Source organism: Paenibacillus tundrae (assembly GCF_036884255.1).
GTDB lineage: Bacteria > Bacillota > Bacilli > Paenibacillales > Paenibacillaceae > Paenibacillus.
Genome location: NZ_CP145605.1, coordinates 3,024,524 through 3,048,785, shown reverse-complemented (window position 1 = coordinate 3,048,785; position 24,262 = coordinate 3,024,524). Strand labels below are relative to the sequence as shown.

17 protein-coding genes are annotated in these 24,262 nt (G+C 44.1%); 4 read left to right on the top strand and 13 right to left on the bottom strand.

Features of this window, described 5'->3' with window-relative positions; genetic code table 11:
• Positions 1-4: 4 nt before the first annotated feature.
• From V6W81_RS13590 to V6W81_RS13555, 8 genes are all read right to left on the bottom strand, one after another.
• Positions 5-937, bottom strand: coding sequence for an ABC transporter permease (locus V6W81_RS13590; RefSeq protein WP_338543728.1), 933 nt, complete (start codon positions 935-937; stop codon positions 5-7).
• Between the two features lie 16 nt (positions 938-953).
• The gene (locus V6W81_RS13585; protein ID WP_056691952.1) at positions 954-1,871 is read right to left on the bottom strand and encodes an ABC transporter permease; all 918 of its coding nucleotides are present in this window, start codon (positions 1,869-1,871) and stop codon (positions 954-956) included.
• 150 nt (positions 1,872-2,021) lie between these two features.
• A complete protein-coding gene (locus V6W81_RS13580; RefSeq protein ID WP_338543725.1) occupies positions 2,022-3,587 on the bottom strand; it encodes an ABC transporter substrate-binding protein in 1,566 nt (521 codons plus the stop codon).
• Positions 3,584-4,792 (bottom strand): M20 metallopeptidase family protein, encoded by a 1,209-nt coding sequence (locus V6W81_RS13575; RefSeq protein ID WP_338543724.1) that lies wholly within the window; start codon positions 4,790-4,792, stop codon positions 3,584-3,586. The genes V6W81_RS13580 and V6W81_RS13575 overlap by 4 nt, the downstream gene beginning before the upstream one ends.
• Positions 4,792-5,538 carry a FadR/GntR family transcriptional regulator gene (locus V6W81_RS13570; protein ID WP_145047558.1) on the bottom strand — a complete coding sequence of 249 codons (747 nt, stop codon included), beginning with the start codon at positions 5,536-5,538 and terminating at the stop codon, positions 4,792-4,794. The genes V6W81_RS13575 and V6W81_RS13570 overlap by 1 nt, the downstream gene beginning before the upstream one ends.
• A gap of 118 nt (positions 5,539-5,656) precedes the next feature.
• Positions 5,657-6,901: a trans-sulfuration enzyme family protein gene (locus tag V6W81_RS13565; RefSeq protein ID WP_338543723.1), complete on the bottom strand. Its 1,245-nt coding sequence runs from the start codon at positions 6,899-6,901 to the stop codon at positions 5,657-5,659.
• A gap of 306 nt (positions 6,902-7,207) precedes the next feature.
• Positions 7,208-12,391: a S8 family serine peptidase gene (locus V6W81_RS13560; RefSeq protein WP_338543721.1), complete on the bottom strand. Its 5,184-nt coding sequence runs from the start codon at positions 12,389-12,391 to the stop codon at positions 7,208-7,210.
• Between the two features lie 801 nt (positions 12,392-13,192).
• A complete protein-coding gene (locus tag V6W81_RS13555) occupies positions 13,193-14,659 on the bottom strand; it encodes an alpha-L-fucosidase (protein WP_338543719.1) in 1,467 nt (488 codons plus the stop codon).
• A 120-nt stretch (positions 14,660-14,779) separates the two neighbouring features.
• On the opposite strand from V6W81_RS13555, the gene V6W81_RS13550 reads away from it, so the two are divergent.
• Positions 14,780-15,613, top strand: a complete 834-nt coding sequence (locus tag V6W81_RS13550) for an AraC family transcriptional regulator (protein WP_338543718.1) — start codon at positions 14,780-14,782, stop codon at positions 15,611-15,613.
• Positions 15,614-15,785: 172 nt separating this feature from the next.
• Here V6W81_RS13550 and V6W81_RS13545 read toward each other — a convergent pair whose 3' ends face one another.
• The 3 genes from V6W81_RS13545 to V6W81_RS13535 form a co-directional block, all read right to left on the bottom strand.
• A complete protein-coding gene (locus tag V6W81_RS13545; RefSeq protein ID WP_186380906.1) occupies positions 15,786-16,391 on the bottom strand; it encodes a pentapeptide repeat-containing protein in 606 nt (201 codons plus the stop codon).
• Between the two features lie 112 nt (positions 16,392-16,503).
• A complete protein-coding gene (locus tag V6W81_RS13540) occupies positions 16,504-16,797 on the bottom strand; it encodes a DUF3817 domain-containing protein (RefSeq protein WP_128102363.1) in 294 nt (97 codons plus the stop codon).
• A 250-nt stretch (positions 16,798-17,047) separates the two neighbouring features.
• The gene (locus V6W81_RS13535; RefSeq protein ID WP_338543717.1) at positions 17,048-18,016 is read right to left on the bottom strand and encodes a LacI family DNA-binding transcriptional regulator; all 969 of its coding nucleotides are present in this window, start codon (positions 18,014-18,016) and stop codon (positions 17,048-17,050) included.
• A gap of 244 nt (positions 18,017-18,260) precedes the next feature.
• On the opposite strand from V6W81_RS13535, the gene V6W81_RS13530 reads away from it, so the two are divergent.
• On the top strand, positions 18,261-19,685 hold the full coding sequence (locus V6W81_RS13530; RefSeq protein ID WP_145047552.1) for a glycoside hydrolase family 1 protein: 1,425 nt from the start codon (positions 18,261-18,263) through the stop codon (positions 19,683-19,685).
• Positions 19,686-19,936: 251 nt separating this feature from the next.
• Here V6W81_RS13530 and V6W81_RS13525 read toward each other — a convergent pair whose 3' ends face one another.
• Positions 19,937-20,863, bottom strand: a complete 927-nt coding sequence (locus V6W81_RS13525) for a ketopantoate reductase family protein (RefSeq protein WP_338543716.1) — start codon at positions 20,861-20,863, stop codon at positions 19,937-19,939.
• A gap of 164 nt (positions 20,864-21,027) precedes the next feature.
• Here V6W81_RS13525 and V6W81_RS13520 point away from each other — a divergent pair, with 164 nt between their 5' ends.
• Positions 21,028-21,579: a TetR/AcrR family transcriptional regulator gene (locus V6W81_RS13520; protein ID WP_239288977.1), complete on the top strand. Its 552-nt coding sequence runs from the start codon at positions 21,028-21,030 to the stop codon at positions 21,577-21,579.
• Between the two features lie 267 nt (positions 21,580-21,846).
• Here the strand turns inward: V6W81_RS13520 and V6W81_RS13515 are convergent, their stop codons facing one another.
• Positions 21,847-22,743: a LysR family transcriptional regulator gene (locus V6W81_RS13515; protein ID WP_338543713.1), complete on the bottom strand. Its 897-nt coding sequence runs from the start codon at positions 22,741-22,743 to the stop codon at positions 21,847-21,849.
• A 104-nt stretch (positions 22,744-22,847) separates the two neighbouring features.
• Here V6W81_RS13515 and V6W81_RS13510 point away from each other — a divergent pair, with 104 nt between their 5' ends.
• On the top strand, positions 22,848-24,020 hold the full coding sequence (locus V6W81_RS13510; RefSeq protein WP_338543712.1) for a CynX/NimT family MFS transporter: 1,173 nt from the start codon (positions 22,848-22,850) through the stop codon (positions 24,018-24,020).
• The last annotated feature ends 242 nt before the right edge of the window (positions 24,021-24,262 follow it).

Genomic DNA, 24,262 nt, shown 5'->3' with positions numbered 1-24,262 from the left:
CATTTTATTTTTGTGTTGTATCTGTACGTGGATCAAGCACATCACGTAGCCAATCCCCTAAGAAAATGACACCGAGCACGGTAAACGTAATGGCAAGACCAGGAAACGTAGCTACCCACCAGCTTGTCGCCACATATTGTCTACCATCACTTAACATCCCGCCCCAAGATACATCTGGCGGCTTAATGCCAAGACCGAGGAAACTGAGTGAAGCTTCCATAATAATCGTTGTGCCGACATTCATACCCGAGATAACTATAAAGGAAGATAAAATGTTGGGTACGATGTGTCTAATAATTAAGCGCGCGTTCTTCGCCCCAATGGATCTTGCGGCTTGAACATAATCACGCTCCTTGATACTGAGAACCTCACTTCGAACAACACGGGTATAAGATACCCAGTTCGTTACCCCAATTACGAAAATCAATGTGGTGATCCCTGGGCCTACAATCGCCATAACGACAAGCATAAATAGAATCGTCGGGATCGCCATGAACGCATCTCCCACCCGCATAATGACAGCATCGATCCATTTACCATAGAATCCGGACAGCAGCCCCAGAATCGCACCAATGATTCCGGAAACAATGACCGCCCCCATACCTACAATTAAGGAGACCCTGGCTCCATACACGATACGACTCCACATGTCCCTGCCTAGGTTGTCAGTACCTAGCCAATATTCCGAGCTTCCTCCCTCTAGCCATGCAGGCGGTTTGAGACGATTCAGCGGATTGACCGCAGCAGGATCATGGCTCGCGAGCAGAGGTGCACATATGGCTGTTAATACAACTAGCAAGACGAGCACTGCTCCAAACATTCCTGTTTTACTAATAATCAGTTGTTTCCAGATGTAGCGTAATCCTGTTGGAGTTCGTACACCAGGCTCACGCTCCGGCTCTGAACCTGGAACTTGCAATTCATTGCTTCCTGTCATCAGGTTGCACCTCCCTCTAGTCGTATTTGATTCGCGGATCAAGCAGTCGATAGACTACATCCGTCAAGATATTGGTAATAACCACAATGAATGCAATCACAAATACCGCTGCTTGTACAATCGCCATATCATGTGTGTTCACTGCAACTACTAGTAACTGACCAAGTCCTGGCCAGGAGAATACGGTCTCTGTAATCAAAGTCCCACCGATCAAACTCGTAAATTGCAGACTCATGATCGTCACCACAGGAATCAATCCGTTACGGAACGCGTGCTTTCCGATGACAACCATACGACCCAGTCCCTTACTTCGAGCGGTACGAATATAGTCTTGGCTCAAAATATCTAACATGCTGGAACGTATCAGACGAGTCATCTGAGCCGCCAATCCGACACCTAGCGTAAATGCAGGTAGGATTAAATGGCTTATTCCCCCCCGACCGGATACAGGCAGCACTCCCCACATGACGGAAAAGAGTAGAATGAGCATGATCCCCATCCAGAAGTTTGGCATGGCTTTACCTATAACGGAGATACCTGAAATGATCAAATCCGTGAATGTGTTCCGTTTAACAGCTGAAGCCACACCTAACGGAATCGCCATAATTACCGCAAAAAACATTGCAGCTACAGCGAGTTCAAAACTGGCAGGCAAACGCTCTAAGACAAGTTGCAGAGCCGGCTCATTGTACCGAAAAGATTGACCAAAATCTCCCTGCAATGCGCTGCCCAGGAATTTGATGTATTGCGTGTATAGCGGCTGATCCAGTCCAAGCGCTTGTGTCAGTACAGCCCGATCCTCAGCAGTGGCTGTCTCCGGAAGCATAAGTGCAACGGGATCTCCAGTGACTCTGACCAAGATGAATACGATGAGTGAAACGATGAATAACACCGGAATAACTTGAAGTAAAGATTTAAGTACATACTTCCCCATTCTGCGTTCACCTCCATAACCATTAATCTTAGCAACAACTTCCTATATGAATACTGTACCTTGGCGTGAATAAAGAAACGGCAGGAACATGGTATCCAGTCCCTGCCGTTTACGGCTTATCCTTGCGATGACAGACTGTTCTGTCCGATGTTATTTTGCAGGAGTAATCTCGTCAGCATAGAACATTTCGTCACTACGAGGCACAAAATTCACGTTTGCATTCGTTCCGTAGACACCTTCCATCTGGTAGAGGTATACCGCCGGACGTTCTTCTGCAAAAATTTGCTGTACTTGTTGATACTCTTTCTCACGAGCCTCAGGATCCATATTCACCAATGCGGATTGGAGCAACTTCTCCACTTCCGGATTGTTGTAATCGGATTCGCCTTTGGCTTCTTCTGTCATGTAACGGTTGTAGTTATTCGATGCGTCAAATAGAGAGTTACCGATACCAATCATGAAGATTTCCTTGAATGACTTGGAGCTGTAACGTTCGCTGAACGCACTTGGTTCGAGCACATCCAGGTTGATTTTGAATCCAGCCTGTTCGAGCATTGCAGCTACAACCTCTGCCTGTTCCTTGTATTGAGAGGACACCGAGATCGTCATCTCTGCTTCACCTTCAGCATAACCCGCATCGGTCAACAGCTGCTTCGCCTTCTCTAGGTCATAGAGTGATGTTTTGTAGAGTGATGGATCAGCACCGAAGTTACCTGGTGTTACAGATGTGCGAGTTACGATACCTGCGCCTCCAGCAATACTGTCTACAATGCCTTGTTTATCAATCGCAAGATCAATAGCTTCACGAACCTTAGGATCAGCCGTGATGCTGCCTTCTGTTTGACGGAAGATCAACTGAAGCACACGTTGGATTGGTGCCTTCACGATCTTTTTGTCGGCTTCGCCTTCAATACGAGCGATATCTGTAGATGGGATCGATGAAGCGACATCGACTCCGCCTGCAAGCAATTCAGATACACGTGTGGACGCTTCTGGAATTACACGGAACACAACTTCATTCCATTTTGGCTCACCATCGAAGTAATTCTCATTTTTCACGAGTTCAACACGATCATCTTTGTTCCATTTGCTGAACTTGTAAGGTCCTGTTCCTACCGGTTGTTTCAAGAATGCATCGATTCCGTTTTCTTCAATATATTTAGCTGGGAGAATGCCTGCGCCCATCTTGGACAGACGGTTCAAGAGCAATGGATCTGGTCCGTCAGTAATAATGTCGGCGGTGTGCTCATCCACAACCTTCACTTCAACGATGTTTTTGAAATAACTATTTTGCTTCAAAGCGCTATCTTTCGCTACACGCTCCAGCGTGTATTTCACATCATCTGCTGTGAACGGATCTCCGTTATGGAAAGTAACGCCTTCACGCAGATTGAATCTCCAAGTTGTATCATTAACTTGCTCCCATGAAGTAGCAAGCCCAGGAACTTTCTTCTGTTCACTGTCGTTCTTGATCAAGTAATCGAATACGTTAACCAATACAGCTTCACTTGAAGTGTTGTTGTTATTGTGTGGATCGAAGCTTTCAATATCGGTCGCTGCCGCAATCGTAAGCGTTGTGCTTGGTGCAGTGTCACTGCTCGCTTCACCGGATGTGGAGTTCGTTCCTGTGTCCGTTGCTTTACTTCCGCAAGCGCTGAGCACCAATACTACAGCCAGTAGTGTAATCAACATGCTTGTCCATTGTCTTTTTCTCATTTTGCACGCTCCCCCTGAGTTGTGTTCTTGCTCAAAAATTGTAATGCGATTGCTGAAAGCATAGCTACACCATACGGCATCACGTTCTCATCCAGGTCGAACATCGGATGATGGAGTGCGTAACGAGTTCGTTCTTCTTCATTACCTGATCCTAGTCGGAAGAATACACCAGGAATCTGCTCACAGTAGAATGCAAAATCCTCGCCTCCCGTGGAAGGTGGAATACTGCTCCAGCCTTTGGCCCAATCGAGTCCATCAACCGTTTCCCCAAGAAAATCCACCATGTCTAAATCGTTAACAACAACCGGATAACCATCCCCATAAATGACTTCATGGCCTGCTCCAAACGAGCTGCATACACCGCTTACCACCTGTTCGATCAGTGCAGGCATTCGCTCACGCACTGCCGGAGAAAGTGTTCTCACCGTTCCGATCATTTCAACCTCATCCGCAATGGCTGTTCCCATATAACCACCTGTAATTTTGCCGATCGTTACCACGACAGGTTCTAGCGGATCTACCATACGACTCGCGAGATTCTGCAAGGCTGTGATCACTTGAGCAGATACGGCAATCGCGTCGATACCTTCATGTGGTCTAGCAGCATGTCCGCCTTTGCCCAGAACACGAATGACCAAACGATCCGCAGAAGCAAATGCAACTCCTCTGCTCACACCGACCGTTCCAGTATCCTGACCTGGAGTCACATGAAGTCCTGCGATTGCATCGACCTTCGGATTCTCCAGCACACCATCCTGAATCATTGCACGTGCGCCAGCAAGTCCCTCTTCGGCAGGCTGAAAGACAAATTTGATGTTACCTGATTGGGGTCGTCCCAACTTGGTCAGAAGTTCAGCCGCTCCCATCAGAATCGTTGTATGGGCATCGTGACCACACAAATGAGCTTTGCCTTCAATCTGTGAGCTGTACTCTACTGTTTTCTGATCCTGAATCGGTAATGCATCCATATCCGCTCGAAGTGCAAAGGTTGGCCCATCGCTCTCACCGCGCAGCAGACCAACTACTCCGGTCTTCCCTACATGGCGCGTCACTTCAAGTCCTAGACTCTCTAAGTGTGCAGCTACGATCTCCGATGTTCGATGCTCTTCGTAACCAATCTCCGGATGACGATGAAAATCCCTCCGCCAATCTACCAAACGAGGCTGAAGTTCTTGTGCAAGCTGATATAAATCGATATGTTGCATTATTGCTCATTCCCTTCTTGTTGTTCCGGTGAAACCAGACGAGAGTAAATAGCATCCGCAGAGAAAGCGATATGCTTTTTCATCGTATCGCGTGATCTAGCAGGATCATGAGCCTTCAAAGCCTCCAAAATCTCTGTATGTACACCCTGATTAAGAGAGCGAACATGTTCGTTATAGGGCATGAGATCCAGCGCTGGATTGATCTTGGTTCGAATCTGTCTTACCGCTGACTCCAGATACGGGTTCCCCGATGCTTTTGCGATGGTCAGATGGAACTTAACGTCAAGCGCCCGGAACCATTCCCGCGAGCAATCTGGCTGTACGCTCTGCTCAATATAGCTTTCAAGTAACTCCAGCTCGCCTGCGGTGATCCGCTCAGCAGCCAGAAAAGCACCTTCTGGCTCAACAATCGTACGATATTCGAACACATGTAACATTTGATCCCAGTCCCGCATAATCTCTTCCTTGGTTCGCTTATGTGCATTGGCCGTGATCGGAAGGATAAAGGTGCCTCCCTTGGCACCCACACGCTTCTCGATTAAGCCTTTGGCTTCTAGAGCAGACAGTGCTTCACGCACTGTAATTCGGCTGGCATTGAAAATTTCAGCTAACTCTCTTTCGGAAGGGAGCTGATCCTCACTCAACATTTCCTTGAGTATTATGGCTTCCTCCAACTGCTCCCTAATAAATTCACTAACCTTTATTGCGGAAACTTTCTCAAATTGGAAAGTCTGTTGGTTAAGCATATTCACCCTCCGATTGATCTATTGTCTAAACCTTATACCATTAAACTTATACTCTTAATATAATTCCGAGTAAACAGATATGCAATCATTTTTTTTCAAAATTCAGCATATTTATTTCTTATTCGACAGAGGCATTCACAACTTCGTTCACTTTGGGATGCTCCATCTGTTCCATCTGCTCTCCAATGACAGCTAAAGCTTGTTGAAGATCTGCGATGATATCTTGTGCATCCTCCAGTCCCACAGACAAGCGGATTAGACCATCCGTAATACCAAACTGTAGTCTTTCCTCTTGGGGTATGGAGAAATGTGTCATCGTAGCAGGGTGCTGCACCAATGTCTCAGGATCACCTAGGCTGAATGAAATTAGTATGAGTTTCAACTGATTCATAAATGCCTTAGCTGCCTCTAGCCCTCCCTTGACCTCAAATGAAACGACCCCACCCATGTCATCCATCTGTTGCTTCGCCAATTCATGCTGAGGATGAGACGTGAGCCCTGGATAATGCAAGGCTTGAACATGCGGATGTGCGGCTAGAAATTCTGCAACCTTACGTGCATTCTGGCAATGCGCACGTACTCGAAGACCAAGCGTTTTCATTCCCCTTAGAATAAGAAATGACTCCCATGCGTTAAGATTTTGACCGAGGTCACCTGCTATTCTTTTACGGATAAATTCAATAACTTGGCTGGAAGCAACGACAACACCTGCGACGACATCTCCATGACCGTTCAGATACTTGGTTGCACTATGCACAACAACATCAGCCCCAGACTCAAGCGGACGCTGAAGATATGGTGTCATAAATGTATTATCTACAATGAGTGGAATGCCTCGGGAATTAGCAATCTTGGCAATCTGCTTCAGATCCAGAATCGTTAACAGCGGGTTAGATGGTGTCTCTACATAAATGGCCTTGGTATTCTCTTGAATGGACAGCTCCAAAGCCTCAAGGTTCGTACAATCCACGAAGTCGTGGCTGATACCAAAACGCGCCCCCATCTGGGTTACAAAATTGTAGGTTCCTCCATAAATATCTTTTGTTACAACGACATGATCTCCATGTTGCAAAAAGGCCAACAATGCTGAAGAGATCGCTGCCATCCCACTGCTTAAAGCAATCGCGTCCTCTCCACTTTCCAACTCCGCGATTTTTAGCTCCAACGTGCGTGTGGTTGGATTACCATATCTTCCATAGAACGTGCCTTCCATCTGTCCTGATACAACGGCTGCGGCAGCATCCGCGTTCGGAAAAGCATACGCAACAGCAGGAACGATCGGTTGAGAGACAGCACCTGTGCACTCATCCGGTTGATGTCCTACATGAACCACCTTCGTATCAAACTTCCAAGAATCCTTCATCAACTCTCTCCATTCTGTTATTACTTTGCACGATGACCAAACCTATAAGGTATAAACCTTAAACCATTTATTTGTTTCAATATATACTTCACCTTATATACCGTCAACAACATTAATGCTAGACGATAAATACAAACCGATAGAAGTCTCTGGCACTTCTTTAGTCGATATACCTTATCTTGACATTCAACCGTAAGTTGTTCATGGAACATATTCACTTAAATACAAAAGAAAAAGCCCCGCTCCCTTCTTATTTAGAAAGGATTGGGGCATTCCATTGCGTTTACATTTTAAACTCCATCCGTATTATGTGATCGGTTCAGCATCATTGTCGACATCTGTTGGCGAGTCCACGTCCTCTGCTCCTGGTGTATCAGGAATTTCGGATGGTGACTCGACAGCGTTAGGTGCTGAAACGTGCAAACGTCCAGCTGCTTCAATCTCAGTTTCATTGCCTGCAGCATCACGAACTTTGATCACGATAACGCCACCATCCAGAACTAAGGATTCAGGTGTTGTATACGTTCCTGTATAATGCCCTGGGGAACTTTCCGTCAATGGAATTCCCGCTCTTGCTTGCAGGTCGAGCGGCAATTCAATTCGGAACGAAGCCTGCAAATTCGGTGCACTCTCAAACGAAACTGTGACGCTCTCGCCAGAGGTAATGCGAACATCTTCAGCCGGCATTATATTCGTTATTTCTGGCAACACAGTCTCCACTTGTACGATTCGAGTAATCGTGGTTATATTCCCTGCAAGGTCTTTGGCTGTAATGGTAATGGTATTCTTGCCTTCATTCACAAGTACCCGGTGACTGAAGCTTCGATCTTGGCCAACGGTAACCTTCTGTCCATTCACGGTTACCGTATCCAGGAATGCTTCCACCACATTGCCTGTAACATGAACGACTTCAGCGTTTGTGCGACTTCCCTCTTCAGGTGTAAGGATGTTTAATACGGGCGCTGTCTTGTCCAAGATAACGACAACTGGAAGAGAGCGATCCGTTGCTTTGCCGTTCACGATTACCTCTGCCGTGAGTGCGTTCACTCCTGACTGAAGGTTCACTTCATGCGTGAATTTACCATTCACCACCTGAGTCGTACCTACAACTTTTCCGCCATTGTAGATGCGAGCCTCTGCTCCAGAAGCTGGGGAAGTGCCGTTCACGGTAATTTTGGTTTTATTCGTATATGTTCCTTTCACGGAAGTCGTGATGACAGGTGCATTGACTGGATATTTAACGATTGCACGGATCATATAATTGCCTTCTTCGGCAGGTGCGGTAGTCCAGTTACCATTCACTCGCTGCCAACTGCGACCAGCATTTACTCCTGTTTCGTCAGTCGCCAGTCCAGGCGCTAGTGTGCCTTCGGTTGTCTGAACATACACGATGTAGAAGTCGCCTTCTACAACCACGGATTCAGGGAATTCAACGGTTGTCCACTGATCATTGCGCAGCGCTGTCCCATCGAAAGGCCCTGCGAGCAATCGTCCAGGTGCACCAGCCGCACCGCTCGCATCGTACACAGCGTACTGGAATGCTGTACCACCTGGTAGCGGCCATTCTGTATTCCAGAACCGGAAGGAAGCCCCTGTAAGTTGAGCCGTAGCCAAGTCTGGTGTCATGCGCACAGCCCAAGCATTATTCGCTGCCACAAAGGCTCTCGCATTTTCAGCGGTTCCATCATCATAAGCAATTTCTCCTGGGAATCCGATAAACGGCTTCAACGTAACATTTGATTGCACTGTTCCATTGCCAGGAACCGTTACGTTCACCTTTTTACTGTAATAATCCGTTGCAACTACGGAAAGTGTATATGTCCCTTCTAGAACTTCAAGCACAAAACTACCGTCCGTACCGGAACGAATTGCCCCTACCTGAGCGTCTTCGAGAACAAGAACCGTTGCTCCAGCAATCGGTTTACCTGAGCGTTCATCCGTCACAATACCTTGAATTTCTCCATGAGGTATCGCTTCCAGATTAAAGTTGGCTTTCGCGCCGCCACCATCTGTAATGGTAACTCTCTCAGTGCGTGGATAATATCCGTACGCCTCTGCTTTCAAGGTGTACTCTCCTGCGACATGGGTGAAGCTATATCTGCCAGTCGCCGAATCTGTTTTCACAGAACGTCCCGTCTCCAGCACGGTAACCGTAGCACTCGCAGGCAAGCTTAGTGGTGAAACGGAACCATCTTGCGGCTGTTCTTGTTTCGGCGCTTCTTGCTTCGTTTTATTAAACTCATATTTGTCCGTACGTGTGATCTTGTACCAAGGATTGTCGTAAACTGGTTTTGGCTTGTCGCCACTGAGCACAACAGCATGGTCAGTCGTTACCGTAGCGGTAGCAATACCCAGAATACGAAAATCATCAATGTACCAGCCTTGCTTCACAACACTGTTGTCCGAGGTTAAACGGAATCGGAATTGAGCTTCATGACCTGTGAGTGCTTTCAGATCATAAAATACCGGAGTCCATTGCTTCCCAATCGTATTATGTGAAAATTTCCCGAGCTCAGACCATGTTGCACCACCATCCGTTGTTGCTTCAACGTAACCATAATCGTAACCACCCTCAATCTCATACCAGTGGTTAAATGTCAGCGTAGCTTCAGGAAGCTCTGTCAGGTCAACAACTGGAGATACGAGAGAGTAGTTCGAACCGTTCTCATACGTACTATCCAGATCGGTTGCCCAAACATTCGGTGCTGATACAGCACTTGCAGGTCCATTAACCGGGACTCCACGTTCCCACTCATCCTTGGTTCCTGCATGTGTCCATCCGTTATCCGAATCGCCGTCGAACGAATCCGTATAGATATCCTCTGGAACTTCGACAGTCACGGATGCTTCATTGGATTTCTCACTTTCATTCCCACTGTAATCTAGCGCCGCAACGGTGTAATAATACGTTGTATCCGTTACTGTCGCGGTGTCTATAAATGTTGTTGCCGTTGTATCGCCGATTGCCTCGTAATTTTCACCAGAGCTTGATGAACGATAGACCACATAAGACTTCAGGTCTTCATCCTCTGGCCCCGTCCAAGACAAGGTTACATTGCCTAAAATGTCTTTCGTTGCAGACAAAGCACTTGGTGCTGCCGGGGCAATATCATCTGGTGCTTGGATCGAGAAGTCATCGATGTACCAGCCTGCTTTTTGAATTGAATTATCACTTGTCAGATTAAACTTGATAAACACCTGTTGCCCTGCATATTCTCTTAGATCCACAAATTGCGTTTTCCAATCTCCCCCAGCTCCTGTGAAACTGAGTATCTCTTCAAAAGCAAAATCGCGATCTTCTGTTGCGATGTATACTTTACCAAAATCAATGTTATTCTCTAGATCGAACCAATGCTTGAAGGATAGAATAGCCCCTTCTGGACTTTCGGTCAGATCAATGGGCGGTGCGAGCAAATAAGCATTACTATTCGCTGCATAAGTACCTTCCAAATTGGTTGCAATCAGTTTTTCGCCCGAGTATGCCTGTTTGGGACCACTGGTTGGTGCCCCCCATGCCCACGTATTTCCAGGCCCTCCGGAAGTGAATCCGAGATCATTTTCCTCAAAATCCTGAATATATCCGGGTTGAACGCCATTTGACACAGCAACGTCATACACTTTACTATCAAAACCGTTATTGCCATAATCGTTAACTCGAATATAATATTCTAGCCCAGGTGACTCCACTAAAAATGAAGGTATCGTTGCCGAATATGTGCCGTCCTTACTATCTCCAGTAATTCGTTGCATCGGCAAATACACATAGGTGTCAGTTCCCTTCGTTCTAGCAAAAGCCTCAACCGACAGCACAGCCACATTATCTGTAACGTGCGCGGTAAGTGGAACGTCGATTCCTGAGAAAGCTGAGTTAACCGGCGTATGCTCTAATACAGGCTCTTCCAGATCATCTCCAGCGGTAACGACTCTGCCAGAGACTGTACCGATGCCTTCAACCACAGAACCTACTGCATCCAAAGCATTAATAATTCCGTGTCCATACCCGTTATTAGGTGAGGTTGGGTATCGTTGATCTGTTGCGGGTGTCGCCGTGTCCATAATAATCTGCTCAAGCTGATCTACATTCAGAGAATGATTGGCTTGGAGCAGCAGAGCTGCAAGTGCTGTTGTATGTGGTCCAGCCATGGACGTACCGTCCCAGCCTCCCTCATATCCCCCGCCAGGTACGGCGGAACGAATGTTAACACCGGGTGCAGCAACATCCGGTTTAATCTCATCATATGGAGATGGACCTAGAAGGGAGAACGAGCCCAGATTACCATTGATATCTGTTGCCCCTGTCGCAAAGCTCTCTGGATAGTTGGCTGGGTTCGCGACCGAACCAGGACCACCCGGATTCGTTAAGGTGACGTTACCTGCAGAGAACTCAGGAAAAATCTGAGCGTCACGCCAAGCTTGTACCATTGGACGGAACCACTCGTCTAGTCCTGGTCCGCCGCCCCATGAGTTGTTCACTACATCCGGCGCAAGCTCCGGATGTAGATTACCTTCAGCATCGACTGGTGCAAGCAACCACTGTCCGCCGTCTAATATGATGGCATCCGTTGTGCTTGGATTGAAAATACGAACACCAATCCATTTGGCACCGGGAGCAACACCAATCTGATTGGAGCCATCTGCTTCGGCACCGACCATCGTACCCATCGTGTGGGTTCCATGACCGTCGCCATCGGCAGGAAGGGATGCACGGCTGTGCGGGTCATACCAGCTAAGCTCAGGGTTCACAATATTACCTGAAGCATCAATACCTCTCCACTGGTTGCGTAGCGCTGGATGGGTGTAATCAACGCCGCTATCTAAGTTCGCAACCACTATACCTGTCCCGTCGATCCCCTTTTCCCAGACTGCTGGTGCATTGATATAATCGATATTCCATTCGACATTTTCGGTTGCTGCGGTGGCTTTCGCTGCTTCATCTGCTTTCTCTTTGTTGATTTCTACTTTCTGGAGGAAACGTTCTTCGTTCGGAAGGATTTTGTCCACTTCTGAATGAAGGGCAATCTGCTCCATGACGTCCTTTGTGCTCGTGACTACAAGAGAGTTAACGATAAAATAGCTTTTGTATTCTTTTACCTTACCTAGCTCAAGCTCTTCTTCTAGTAAACGTTCCAGATTATATTGTGTGCGTGAAGCAGTCTCCCGCAAAGAACCCACTACAGAAGTTCGAACCGATAGCTTCGTCGCCGAAGCGGTCATCTTCTGAATTGTGGCCTGCTCCATGGCCTGTTGAGAGACCTTTGTCGTATCAACCTGCTCTTTCATTTTGACTAAATAAGTAACATAATCCTTGTTCTCAAACTGTGTGTTCAGCTTCGCATTAACTTTGGACGTCGTAACTTTAGCTGCGCCAGACTTCATGTCCATCTTCTGTGATGAGGTGTTGTCAGCCGAAACCGGTTGAACGATCGATAGTGCAAGTAGAAGCGATAACCCTAATGAGAGGGGCTTACGTAACCGTTTTGCTTTTATCAAACTTTTCCACTCCCTTTACCCGGTTTTTGGAATCTAGCGAAGCACGTAGCTCATCGCCGTGTCATAAAACGGTACAACATTTTGAATGAAACTCCACATATGAATTATCACGAAGCTTGTTGGACTACGCTAAGCCTCACCTCCCTAACAGGCAACTTCTATAGTGATTAGAATGGATTGGTTTTAATAGGATCGATATGAATAGATTTAATGAGGTAGGTACTCTGTTGGGATAGCCATTGCAATAGATCGATCGTGAGTGAGTAAACATTGGAAGTGGGATAACGTAGATCATCGATGTGAGCGAACGTTTGTATGTTCTATGTCGGAGGGTGATCACAAGCGTTAGTAGAAGGTTGTATCGTGTCTGAGGCGTTGAATGTATATCGTCAACATGCTAGATGAAACCTAGTAGAAAAACATCTTGAATTTCATATAAATTACAATTTATATTTATATTGGATTTTTATGATTTAGTATAGAGTCGTATTATGAGATAATCAAGCATATTTATTGAAAAATTTAGAAATTAAGCCTTTATAAGTATTTATCATATCTATCAATACTGAAATACTCTACATTATTTCGTCATTATGAAATTTCTATTAATTAGATAGTTCAATCGATGCTAACTCACAATGTCAATTCGCGCAAAATGTGCTTATCCTTGTTTGTATGACATATTCCAACAGCGCTGAATGGGTTAAAACACATCAAAAAACCAATGCGATTCAAACGCACTGGTCTCTGAGTCTCTCTATTTCCTCACATCATGCATGTAACGATATCTCGATCTGGCTATCAATCCAATTCAATCTGAAAGACCACAGGCAATTCGCTTTGTACATTGGTCGTAGTAATCGTTAGAGCATCTCCCGTTCTTACCCACTCAGGTTGTTCATCAAATCCAAGAATCTTAATTCCCTTGATGATTCCTTCAAAATAAGGTGATTTTTCCTTCAAGGATTGAATATGAACTACACCATTTTCCGGATAAACCAGAACGGATGCATAGAGATAATGATCTCTTACCGTAAATCGGATATCTTCACTGGTAAACAGTTTGGTCTGCCCATCCGTAAACTGTCCTTCCTTTATTTCCGTTGGCCCTTCTCCAAACTTGCGCCAGTACGTGGTATCATAGATCGCTTCACCGTTCACTTCCAGCCATTTACCGATCGTTAGCAGCAGATTTCGATCTTCATCCGGTATAGTACCATCGGCACGAGGACCCACATTCAGCAGAAGACTTCCATTCTTACTCACGATATCGACAAAATCTCTTATAATCTCTCCTGCCGTTTTATACACATTACCTTCCGTGTAACACCAGGAATTTTTGGCGACAGCTGTATCCGTTTGCCAGAAGTAAGGTTTAAGCTCAGCAAATTGTCCCCTCTCCACGTCTGGAACCGCAGAGCCAAACATCAACGCATCATGCTTATAATTAATTGCAACAGGTGTACCCCACTCTTCCCCTTTGTTGTAATAGTAGGCACAGAATTTTTTCAAATAAGGCTTGAACGCAGCGTTCTGAATCCACCAGTCAAAATAAAACACACGTGGCTGATATTGATCAACCAATTCACAGCATCGGATCAACCAGTCCTCAAGAAATGCTTGGCTCGGCGGACAATCATATAGGTCGAAATGATCCTTAGGTTCAGGCTTAGCAGGCCAATAGAAGTCCCCCTGCTCTAACGGCTCGTGCACATCCGATTCAAATTCTTTGCCATGGGACATGAAGAACCAATGCTCCGCGCGATGTGATGACACACACAATGTGAGCCCTTGCTTCTCATAAGCCGCTTTCATCTCTGCCAGCAGATCACGTTTGGGTCCCATTTCATATGTGTTATAGTGAGAGATGGAGCTTCGATACATTTGAAAACCATCATGGTGCTCCGCTACAGGCATCACGTATCTTGCGCCAGATTGCTTGAACAGTGTAGCCCATTCATCTGCATCAAACTTCTCTGCCTGAAACATGGGGATGAAGTCTTTGTACCCAAAATCCTTATGAGAACCATATACCTCTAGATGATGATCATAGGCTTTGGAGCCTTGAATATACATATTTCGCGAATACCATTCGCTATCATATGCAGGTACGGAGTATAGCCCCCAGTGAATAAATATGCCAAACTTCGCGTTCTGGTACCAATCGGGCACTTTGAATTGACGAAGCGAGCCCCAGTTATCCTGGTACTTTCCATTCGCAATCGTTGTATCGATGTGTTTCAAATATTCGTTTTTGTCTAATTTCATGTCGCCCTCATCCCTTCTACTAATGGGTTGCACTTGTATTGTAGTGGCTTCAGACGGGAATAGACATGTAGATCACTAACCTATAGATGGACAATACTAACATGGTCGGGAGATGAAGGTATGAACCAACATACATTGCTTACCCACTACTTAGCCAACCTTGAAGTTGAGTTATACATGGGCGATTATAATCGCTGCGGATTGGATTGGCGGGATTTGGATTACACGCCCGATTACAGCAAATTTTATTGGATCTGTGAGGGAGAAGGCTGGCTCAAAATTGGAGAACAGGAATACTATCCTGTACCAGGTCAGCTCGTTTTGATGCCTGAGGGAGTAACACAGTCCTACTCTTCCATAAGTGATCAACCTTTTCTCAAATACTGGTGTCATTTCAGCGCGAAGGTTGGAGGCATCAACCTATTCCAGATTGTGAAGTTCCCTCACTTCTGTACGATCGATCAGCCTGAACAGATCAATACAATCTTCTGGGATATTCTTATGTATCTGAAATCAGGTGAAGTCTATGGGCATATGATGGCCAAAAGTAAACTGATGGAGCTCATATCACAATATGTAATGCGAATGGATATCGAACAGATTGCTTATCTGAATATGCCTGCCATTGAGAAAATCACGGCTGTATTAGCTTACATTGATTCACATATTGAAGAAAATATTTCTGTTCAGGAGCTGGCGCAGCTCGCTTTCATGCACCCTAATTACTTTATTCGATTCTTCAAACAGCAGATCGGTGTCCCGCCCATCCACTATATTACGGGTAAAAAAATTGATAAAGCGAAGGAGCTATTAAGCTGCACGCCAAGTACAATCACCATCATTGCTGAACATCTCGGCTTCAGTGATCTGTATTATTTCTCAAGACAGTTCAAAAAGCACACCGGACTAACACCGACGGACTACCGTAAATTAAAGACGGGCGTTGTCTTGTAAGCGTTTAACAATATAAAAATGGACGTGGTATGAATTCAATGCTAACTCGTGTTTATATTCCTTCTTTGTACGAGTGCTACAGTTTGGCTCAAACTAATTAAGTTACCACAAAATAAATATAGCTCAGTACGCTATTACTAGCGCCTGAGCTATTTCTTATCCATTGGGCTCTCTAGTCAACCTTAGCCCCGTATGAGCGCATAAACAGAACTGCTTGCTCTCTGTCCATTCGTGCACCTTTTACATCCATGGATTTCAAATCAATTCCTTCTAGATTAGCACCGCGGAGGTCGGCTCCTACAAGCTTGGTTCGGGTTAATGTCGCTCTGGACAGATCGCAATCTCTCAGATCAGCTTTCCCCAAGTCGGTATCCGAGAGATCCGCTTCATAGAAACGAATGCCTCTTAGATCCTGCTTCCCCAGCTTAGCATGCCTTAGATTCGTATACGACCAGTCTCCTTTAAGCATACTAACACCATCGATCTGCGCTCCGGAGAAGTCAGAGCCTGTCATCTTGCAAGAAGTGAATTTGGAGACAAATAGATTCGCTCCACTAAACTTACAATTCTCAAAGGCAGATTCGGTATGAAATGAACCATTCAGTGTCGCACCTCGAAAGTCGCATTCAATGAAACGACAATGACTTGTCTCAATTTCATCCATTTCTGCATTCATAAATGTACATCTTATAAACACACAGCTTATGAGTTCTCCGTAACGTAAATCGCGTCCATCAAATTGCACTTCATCATATTCCTGATCCTTGTATTGATACACGGTATCCCCCTGCATTCTATCGTATTTCAGTAACACTTGAACTTTTCAACTATACCATACCCCTGTCAAGTCCCCGCCGAAATTCAGATGAATGTCAAGGTTCTTTTTTTATTTACTTCCAATCTCTCTTGCGAAGATACGATTCGAATACAAAGGTTCCAAAAGGTAAAAATCCAGCAAGCACACCCATGAACCAGCGCACTGGCTTCCATTTATGTACGATCGCAATATGCACTAGCGCAATGAGATATAACGGAAAGAGAACCCCATGAATCATGCCCACCACAGCTACTGCTGAGGATATGTCTGCAAAATACTTCAATGGCATTGCAACGAGAAGCAATAATAAGAAGGAAATCCCTTCCCAAATGCCTGCGATTCTAAAACGGCCGGTAATGGTCTTCATAACATTCATTCTCACCTTTCATTTGTTCTTAGTTTGTGAAATATGTAACTTGTAACATCGCACGCTTACTCAAGCATCACTGTTCGCTGGTCATATGTCGATACATCATGCTTTAAAGGTTACGACCCTCCCTACACAGTTGAAACTCCTGTTCAGTATAACGCATGTCTTCAATAATGAATTACTTCAAATTTGAATAATTAAAGAACAAAAAGAACACCTGATTAGAATGATCAGATGTTCAGACTAATTATGTAGTCTCACGTTCAATTAATCGATATGTGAGTGGCTCAGGCTCCATCGTCTGTCTGCCGAGCACGGCCCATAATTGATGAAATGCCTGGGTTGCCTGTTCCGCAATCGGGTTATGTATCGTCGTGATTCCGAGTACACGAGCCAGTTCTACATCATCGAAACCAACGATTGCGAGTTGATCCGGTACGCTGATATGTAGTTTGCGCGCTTCACTTAAAATGCCGATCGCTGCATAATCATTGGAGCATAATACAGCTTGCGGAAGTTCAGGTGCTTTTGCCATTTTGCGCATCGCTTCTTCCCCATCTGACGAAGTAAATACCCAGTATTGATAAGCCTCCTTCAACACAGGTAGTCCTCTACTCGCCATGAATGTCTCATACGCCACTCTGCGACTTTGCGTATTTATGCTATCTGCCCGACCGAAAACGTTGGCGATTCGCGTGTATCCTTTGGATACCAGATGCTCCAGTGCAAGAATATATCCTTCAGCCTGATCCATAGCAACCGACGGGATCTCGTTATTCCCCATGCGCTGCCATGAAACAATAGGACCATACTCCAGATAAGCCTTCAACTTCTCAGGATCGTTCACACATGCGATAATCGCTAATCCATCCACACGTTTACTCCGCAGATCTTCAAAAGCCTTTAATTCAATATCTTTATCTCCACGCGTTGTATAAATCAGTGTTTGGAATCCAAAATCCATCGCTGTATCAATAAATTGATTCATAAAAGATAGAATAATGGCATTTGAAGTGGATGTGACGATGCCAATTTGCTTCGTTTGCCCTGTTGATAGCGAAATGGCATTTCGATTAGGAATATAATTTAATTGCTTCATAATCTCAGTTATTTTCTGCCTCGCTTCGTCACTAACGTGACGTGAGTTGTTGATCACTCGTGAAACGGTTGCCTTCGAATAACCAGATCGCTTCATAATTTCATCGAACTTGGACATCTGAACTCCTTTTCTCCCCGCTCATCATGTTGCAGAATGTTCGCCTAAGGAATTGGGATTAATAATATCACTGATGCTATATATAGTATGCCTCAACAAAAGGTCAAAAGTAAAACTTGACGTGTAACCCGTTACAACGTTTAAGCTTTTTTTATCAGCCTGTTGCTTGATTCCATTTCAAGTGCTTCAGGCAATAATCACTTTTTTATTCGTTTAACCAATTTGACTACTGGAGTGATACAGAATGAGTAATGCTCAATTTAACTTCCCAGAAAACTTCTTATGGGGTGGCGCAATCGCAGCGAACCAAGCTGAAGGTGCATACAATGAAGGTGGTAAAGGCTTATCCACGCAGGACGTAGCTCCTAGAGGTATCATGGGGCCAATCACAGAAGAACCAACAGAAGATAATATGAAACTGATCGGCATCGATCTATATCATCGCTATAAAGAAGATGTGAAGCTTTTTGCCGAAATGGGCTTCAAAGTATTCCGTACCTCTATTGCATGGTCACGCATTTTCCCAAAAGGCGATGAATTGGAGCCTAATGAAGAAGGTCTGCAATTCTACGACGATCTCTTCGACGAGTGTCTTAAATATGGAATTGAACCGTTGGTAACTCTGTCCCACTATGAAACACCACTGCATCTCTCCAAAGAGTATGATGGGTGGGTTAATCGTAAAATGGTTGGATTCTATGAGCGTTATGCTACTACAGTATTTAAACGCTACAAAAACAAAGTTAAATACTGGCTGACATTCAATGAAATCAATTCTATTCTTGAAGCTCCATTCATGAGTGGTGGTATCTACACACCAAAAGAAAAATTGAGCAAGCAGGACTTGTTCCAAGCGATCCATCACGAGTTGGTAGCGAGTGCGTCTGCAGTGAAGCTCTGTCATGAGATCATTCCAAGTGCACAGATTGGCTGTATGATCCTCAGTATGCCTACGTACCCATTAACACCAAACCCGGATGATATGATTAAAGTGATGGAATTCGAGCATAGCAACTATTTCTTCGGGGATGTACATGTAAGAGGTCGTTACCCAGGATACATGAAACGTTATTTCCGTGAAAAAGGTATTGAGATTAAAATGGAAGCTGGCGACGAGGAAATGTTGCTCAACACGGTTGATTTCATCTCCTTCAGTTATTATATGAGTATCTGCCAAACAGCTGATCCGGAGAAACAAAAAGCAGGTGAAGGCAACTTGCTTGGAGGCGTTCCGAACCCTTATCTCGCAGCAAGCGAATGGGGATGGCAAATTGACCCGCAAGGACTTCGCTATGTATTGAACATGTTCTATGATCGTTACCAAAAACCATTGTTCATCGTAGAAAATGGACTTGGTGCTGTGGACGAGCTTATTACTGGTGCTGATGGTGAGAAAACGGTTGAAGACGATTACCGTATCCAATACCTGAATGATCACCTAGTACAGGTTGCTGAAGCGATCGAAGATGGCGTTGAAGTCATGGGTTATACCTCATGGGGATGTATCGATGTCGTTAGTGCTTCTAGCGCTCAACTGAAAAAACGTTATGGCTACATTTATGTCGACCGTCATGATGATGGATCAGGTACACTTGAACGTTATCGTAAGAAATCGTTCCACTGGTACAAAGATATCATTAGCACTAACGGAAAAAGCTTAAAACGTTAATTAATCTATACTAAATCGCTGGACGATTGTTGATTCAGCGTATCGAAGTGCATGAATTTTCAAGAAATGTATTAAAGCGCAAGCTTCGCGGTGAAATCAACCCCGTTGCTTGCGCTTTTCTTTATCTGCCAACCTTACGTTTGCTAGAGTTGAACTACAGCTACCTAACATATTGAACACACTGAAGCTGATCTATCGTTCATCTCATCAATCACCTGTCATTGCGTTAAGTTTTATGGTTTGAATCAGGATTATGATAGGCTAAGCAACTCTGCCTCTAACGCATCCCAGTTCGGTGTGGACACATCCGATAAAGTTCTCCAACCTGCGAATGAGTTATTCAACGCCTTGAGCTCTACTACTGTTCCATCAATCAATCGACTAACCGGAAGCGCTAAGAATAGCTTTAGCGCCCAGCGGATGAAGTGAGGATGTTTGGTAATCCACGATGCTTGCCCCGCAGGAATTAGCGGATACCCTAATGAATCTAATACACGGAAGCCCTCCCCCATCGCCGCCACCATCTGACGCATGCGCTTGTCATCACGCACAACCTCTTTCATCCGAAAGCCATGGAATAGAATGACCATGTTCATCGGCACAACCAACACCATGTGATTTTTCAGCCAAGCATCGATTTGTTCATCGAAATCAAGCTTGTATTTGGTTCGCATAAATGCCTGCTCCAGTAGGGAACGGAAAGGAATCGTGCTATCCAATCCCCCGATGACCATCTGACCGTGCCCGCCACGGATACAAATAACTTTTCCGTCAGCACGTGTACCAGCAGTAGTCTGGAACCCAAAAGCAACCTGTTTAGGTGATCTCTTAGACTTGCTTAAATAGTCCTGCATCGCGTATGTATCCATATTGTTACCGACGAGCACGATATGGCGGCTATCGTTATCCGCGAGGATCGGCAGCACAGCCTCGAAGTCGGAATATTTCATCATGACGAAGATTAAGTCATACACATCTTCCGGTTCTAATGTACGAATCACCTGAACGGAATCAACCGTTGTCTTACGCTGAAGGTAATGTCGGATGACGACTCCCTCCTTTTCCAATTCCTCCGCTCGCTTACCTCTTGCTAACACAGTCACGTCATGCCCGCCTTGAACGAGAACATGCGCTAGATAGCTTCCCTGCACACCCGCACCATACACGAGTATCTTCAATAGAATTCCCCCTCACATAATTAACAGATGTTGTATATATAACACCTGTGTACTACAATCAAGGTATCATTGAGAACAATGCACGCGCAATGGCTAATCACATTCGCTATTGTTGAAAATTGAACATTGAACACCGGATGTGTTCAAGAAAGAAGGAGAAAACCATGGATCGACGCATTATGCGATCAAGACAAATGATTATGCAAGCGTTTATTGAGCTGTTAGGAGAGCAGGATTTTGAGAAAGTTACGATACAGGGGATTGCGGATCGAGCTAATGTCAACCGGGGAACAGTTTATTTGCATTTTACGGATAAATACGACTTACTAGAGCAAAGCGTGGATACATATCTGATGATGTTAGCAGACAGTTGTATACCGGAGGAAGGAACCACCACCGAACTGTCCCGGGATCTGTTAATTCGTGCGTTCACGTATCTGAAGGAGCATGCAGCGATCTATAGCGTACTGATTACGAACAAAGGTATTCCCACGTTCAGACACCGTATGACACAGATGATTAAGGGGAATGTCACTATGGTGGTGAACCATATGAAACTAGAAAGCGATATTCATAGGGATGTACTCGCCCAATTTTTATCCGTTTCCATTACAGGATTGATTGAGTGGTGGGTCGTCGAATCCATGCCGTATACACCAGAAGAGATGGTCGAACAGATGAATAAGATTCTTGAGGCAAGGCTGCAGCTATGGTGAAGACTTCCTTATATGCACGATCGTCTAGCCACCAATATCTCTCCTTACTTCTATAACCACTAACTCTTGTACAACAAAAAAAACGCCGATCTTTGGCAGATGGACGGTTTCAAAAGCAGAGTGAGCTCATTATGTTCGTGTTAAATAAATGAAACAAGTCACTATAGTAGTGACTTGTTATTTTTTTGTATACATTTTATGGTCACCTTTTGATATCTTCTATCTACGTTTTCCTCTTGTTTTTCTTTGCTTCTCTTTTTTACCAGTTTATATCCCTCGTTTAGACGTTTTATCGCTAAAAAGTGAACATGCTGTTTGGATGAAAGCATCTGTAGCATTGGATATGTCATTCATGTCTGGCACGGCTATATTAATATCTCTGAACATATTGGGCTTTAATTCACGTAATATTACTTGTTCCGGTAGAGATGAGAGCGCTCCTCGAGTTGTAATAATAATCCCTAAATCTTCTTTGACCATACTGAGTGCTGTATCTAGATGATCAACTACAAACCGTACTTTAGGTTTCATTTTAAACTCATTAAATATCGCATGTACTGGTGACTCATATCCACCTCTTCCAAGGATTAAATTCTCACCTTCCAATTCAGGAATCTGTATGAATTCGTTCTGAACTAAAGGGTGGTTTGAATGAATAACTACAATGAACTCATCCTTCACTAATGGAATAATATCAAAGTCATGGTCTGGAGATATCGTTATTCCTACATCAACAGATCTAGTTCGTAACCATTCTTTAACTTGATCCACACTGCCTTCCGAAAGCTTGATTTCAAGACCTGGATGCTTTTCTTCCATTGTGCGTATAATTTTGGGGATAAACCTTGTACATGCTGTAGGGTAAGCTCCTATATGAACTTTTCCAATTTCTAACCCTTTCTCGGCTGCAACTAATTCATCCACTTTTTGTAATTCACCCAGGACATTTCTAAAAAGAATTAATATACGTTCTCCCACATCAGTAAAAACTACTCCCTTTCTCTTGCTTCTCACAATCAACTTTGTACCTAATTCGGATTCAACAGCTGCCACAATGCGACTTACTGCTGGTTGCGTCATATGCAATTCTTCGCCTGCTTTTGTAAAACTCCCTGTTTCCGATATCTTAACTAAGAGTTGAATTTGAGTCTCATTCCATACCATATATGATATCTCCTTCATAACAAATATGCATTTTATAATATGTAAAATTCAATGTAACATAAAAGAAAATATTTCATCAAGAATTCACAGGAGGTATTTCGTGCATGGCAAATCGTTACAAGTTATTCTTTTTCGCACTCATACTAGCTTCTTTCAATCTTAGACCTGGGATCACTTCAATCAGTCCAGTCTTACACGGTATAACCGATGACTTAGGCATGAGTTCAACTTCAGCCAGTTTACTGACTTCAATCCCTTTATTATGTATTGGGTTGTGCTCATTATTTGCTGGGCGCTTAGCCAACCGTTATCAATCTGAAAAGATTATTGCGATCTTCATTGCTTGCATTGGTATTGCAACATTTCTAAGGTTCTTTACGAATTCTCCCATATATCTATTAATTACCGCTTTATTCATTGGTGCAGGGATCGGTATTGTAAGTCCATTAATGTCTGGATTCATCAAAAGTTACTTTCCAGATAAAGTGCCGCTTATGATCAGTATGTATTCTACATCAATGGTCGTTGGTGCATCGATTGCAATAGGGCTAACAACACCTATACAACATTGGTATAATGATTCGTGGAAAATCGGACTAGGATTCTGGTCTATATTTGCACTCATGGCTGTCCCTCTTTGGTTTAGGGTTATCAGGCATCCCCATACGCTCAAATATAAAACAGCTCAGCAAAACAGAGCTTCCTTACCAATAAAAAATAAACAAGCCTGGTTATTAACCTCTTTTGTCGGAATTGTCATTCTTTTGTTCTATTGTTTTGCAGCTTGGCTTCCAGCAATTGTAGAAGATAAGGGATATGCTTCATCATATGCCGGTCTTACAGGTACCATTTCGATGATTGCACAGTTGCCAGCTACGCTGTTGTTACCTCTTCTCTTAAGAGCCGTTCCGAGTCGAAGATTCTGGATTACATTTTTCACACTTAGTGAAATTATAGGTTTAGCTCTTCTGAGTTTTACAAATATTACACCTATTGTAGCAAGTATTTGTTTAGGAATTGGTGCCGGTGGTCTTGTTTCATTAACCTTATTATTACCCATTGATAAAACAAACTCCCCCATTGAGGCAAGTACGTGGTCAGCCATGACACAAGCCATTGGGTATATGATAGGTGCAGTTGGTCCTTTTATCATTGGATTATTGTATGACTACACAGGCAGCTTCCTCCCCACGATGTATTTGTTAATTGGCATTGGATTCATTGTGATATTCTTAGGTTGGAAACTTACCGAACCATCTTCTAAAAATGTAGGATAAAATCATTGAAATCGTAAAATAGCTACTCCTTTTCAGTTTCGGCTATATGGTACACCAAACGAATAAAACAGCTGATCACATAGATCAACTGTTTTTTTATTCGTTTTTTATTCTAACCGCAATAACGTTTCCCATAACCTCATAAACGATTCTAATCTAGAAAATGGTATTACATATTTTTAAAAGAAATAAAGGATATTAAACCCAATAATTTATTTGATATGCGTCTAAAGTAAGTATTT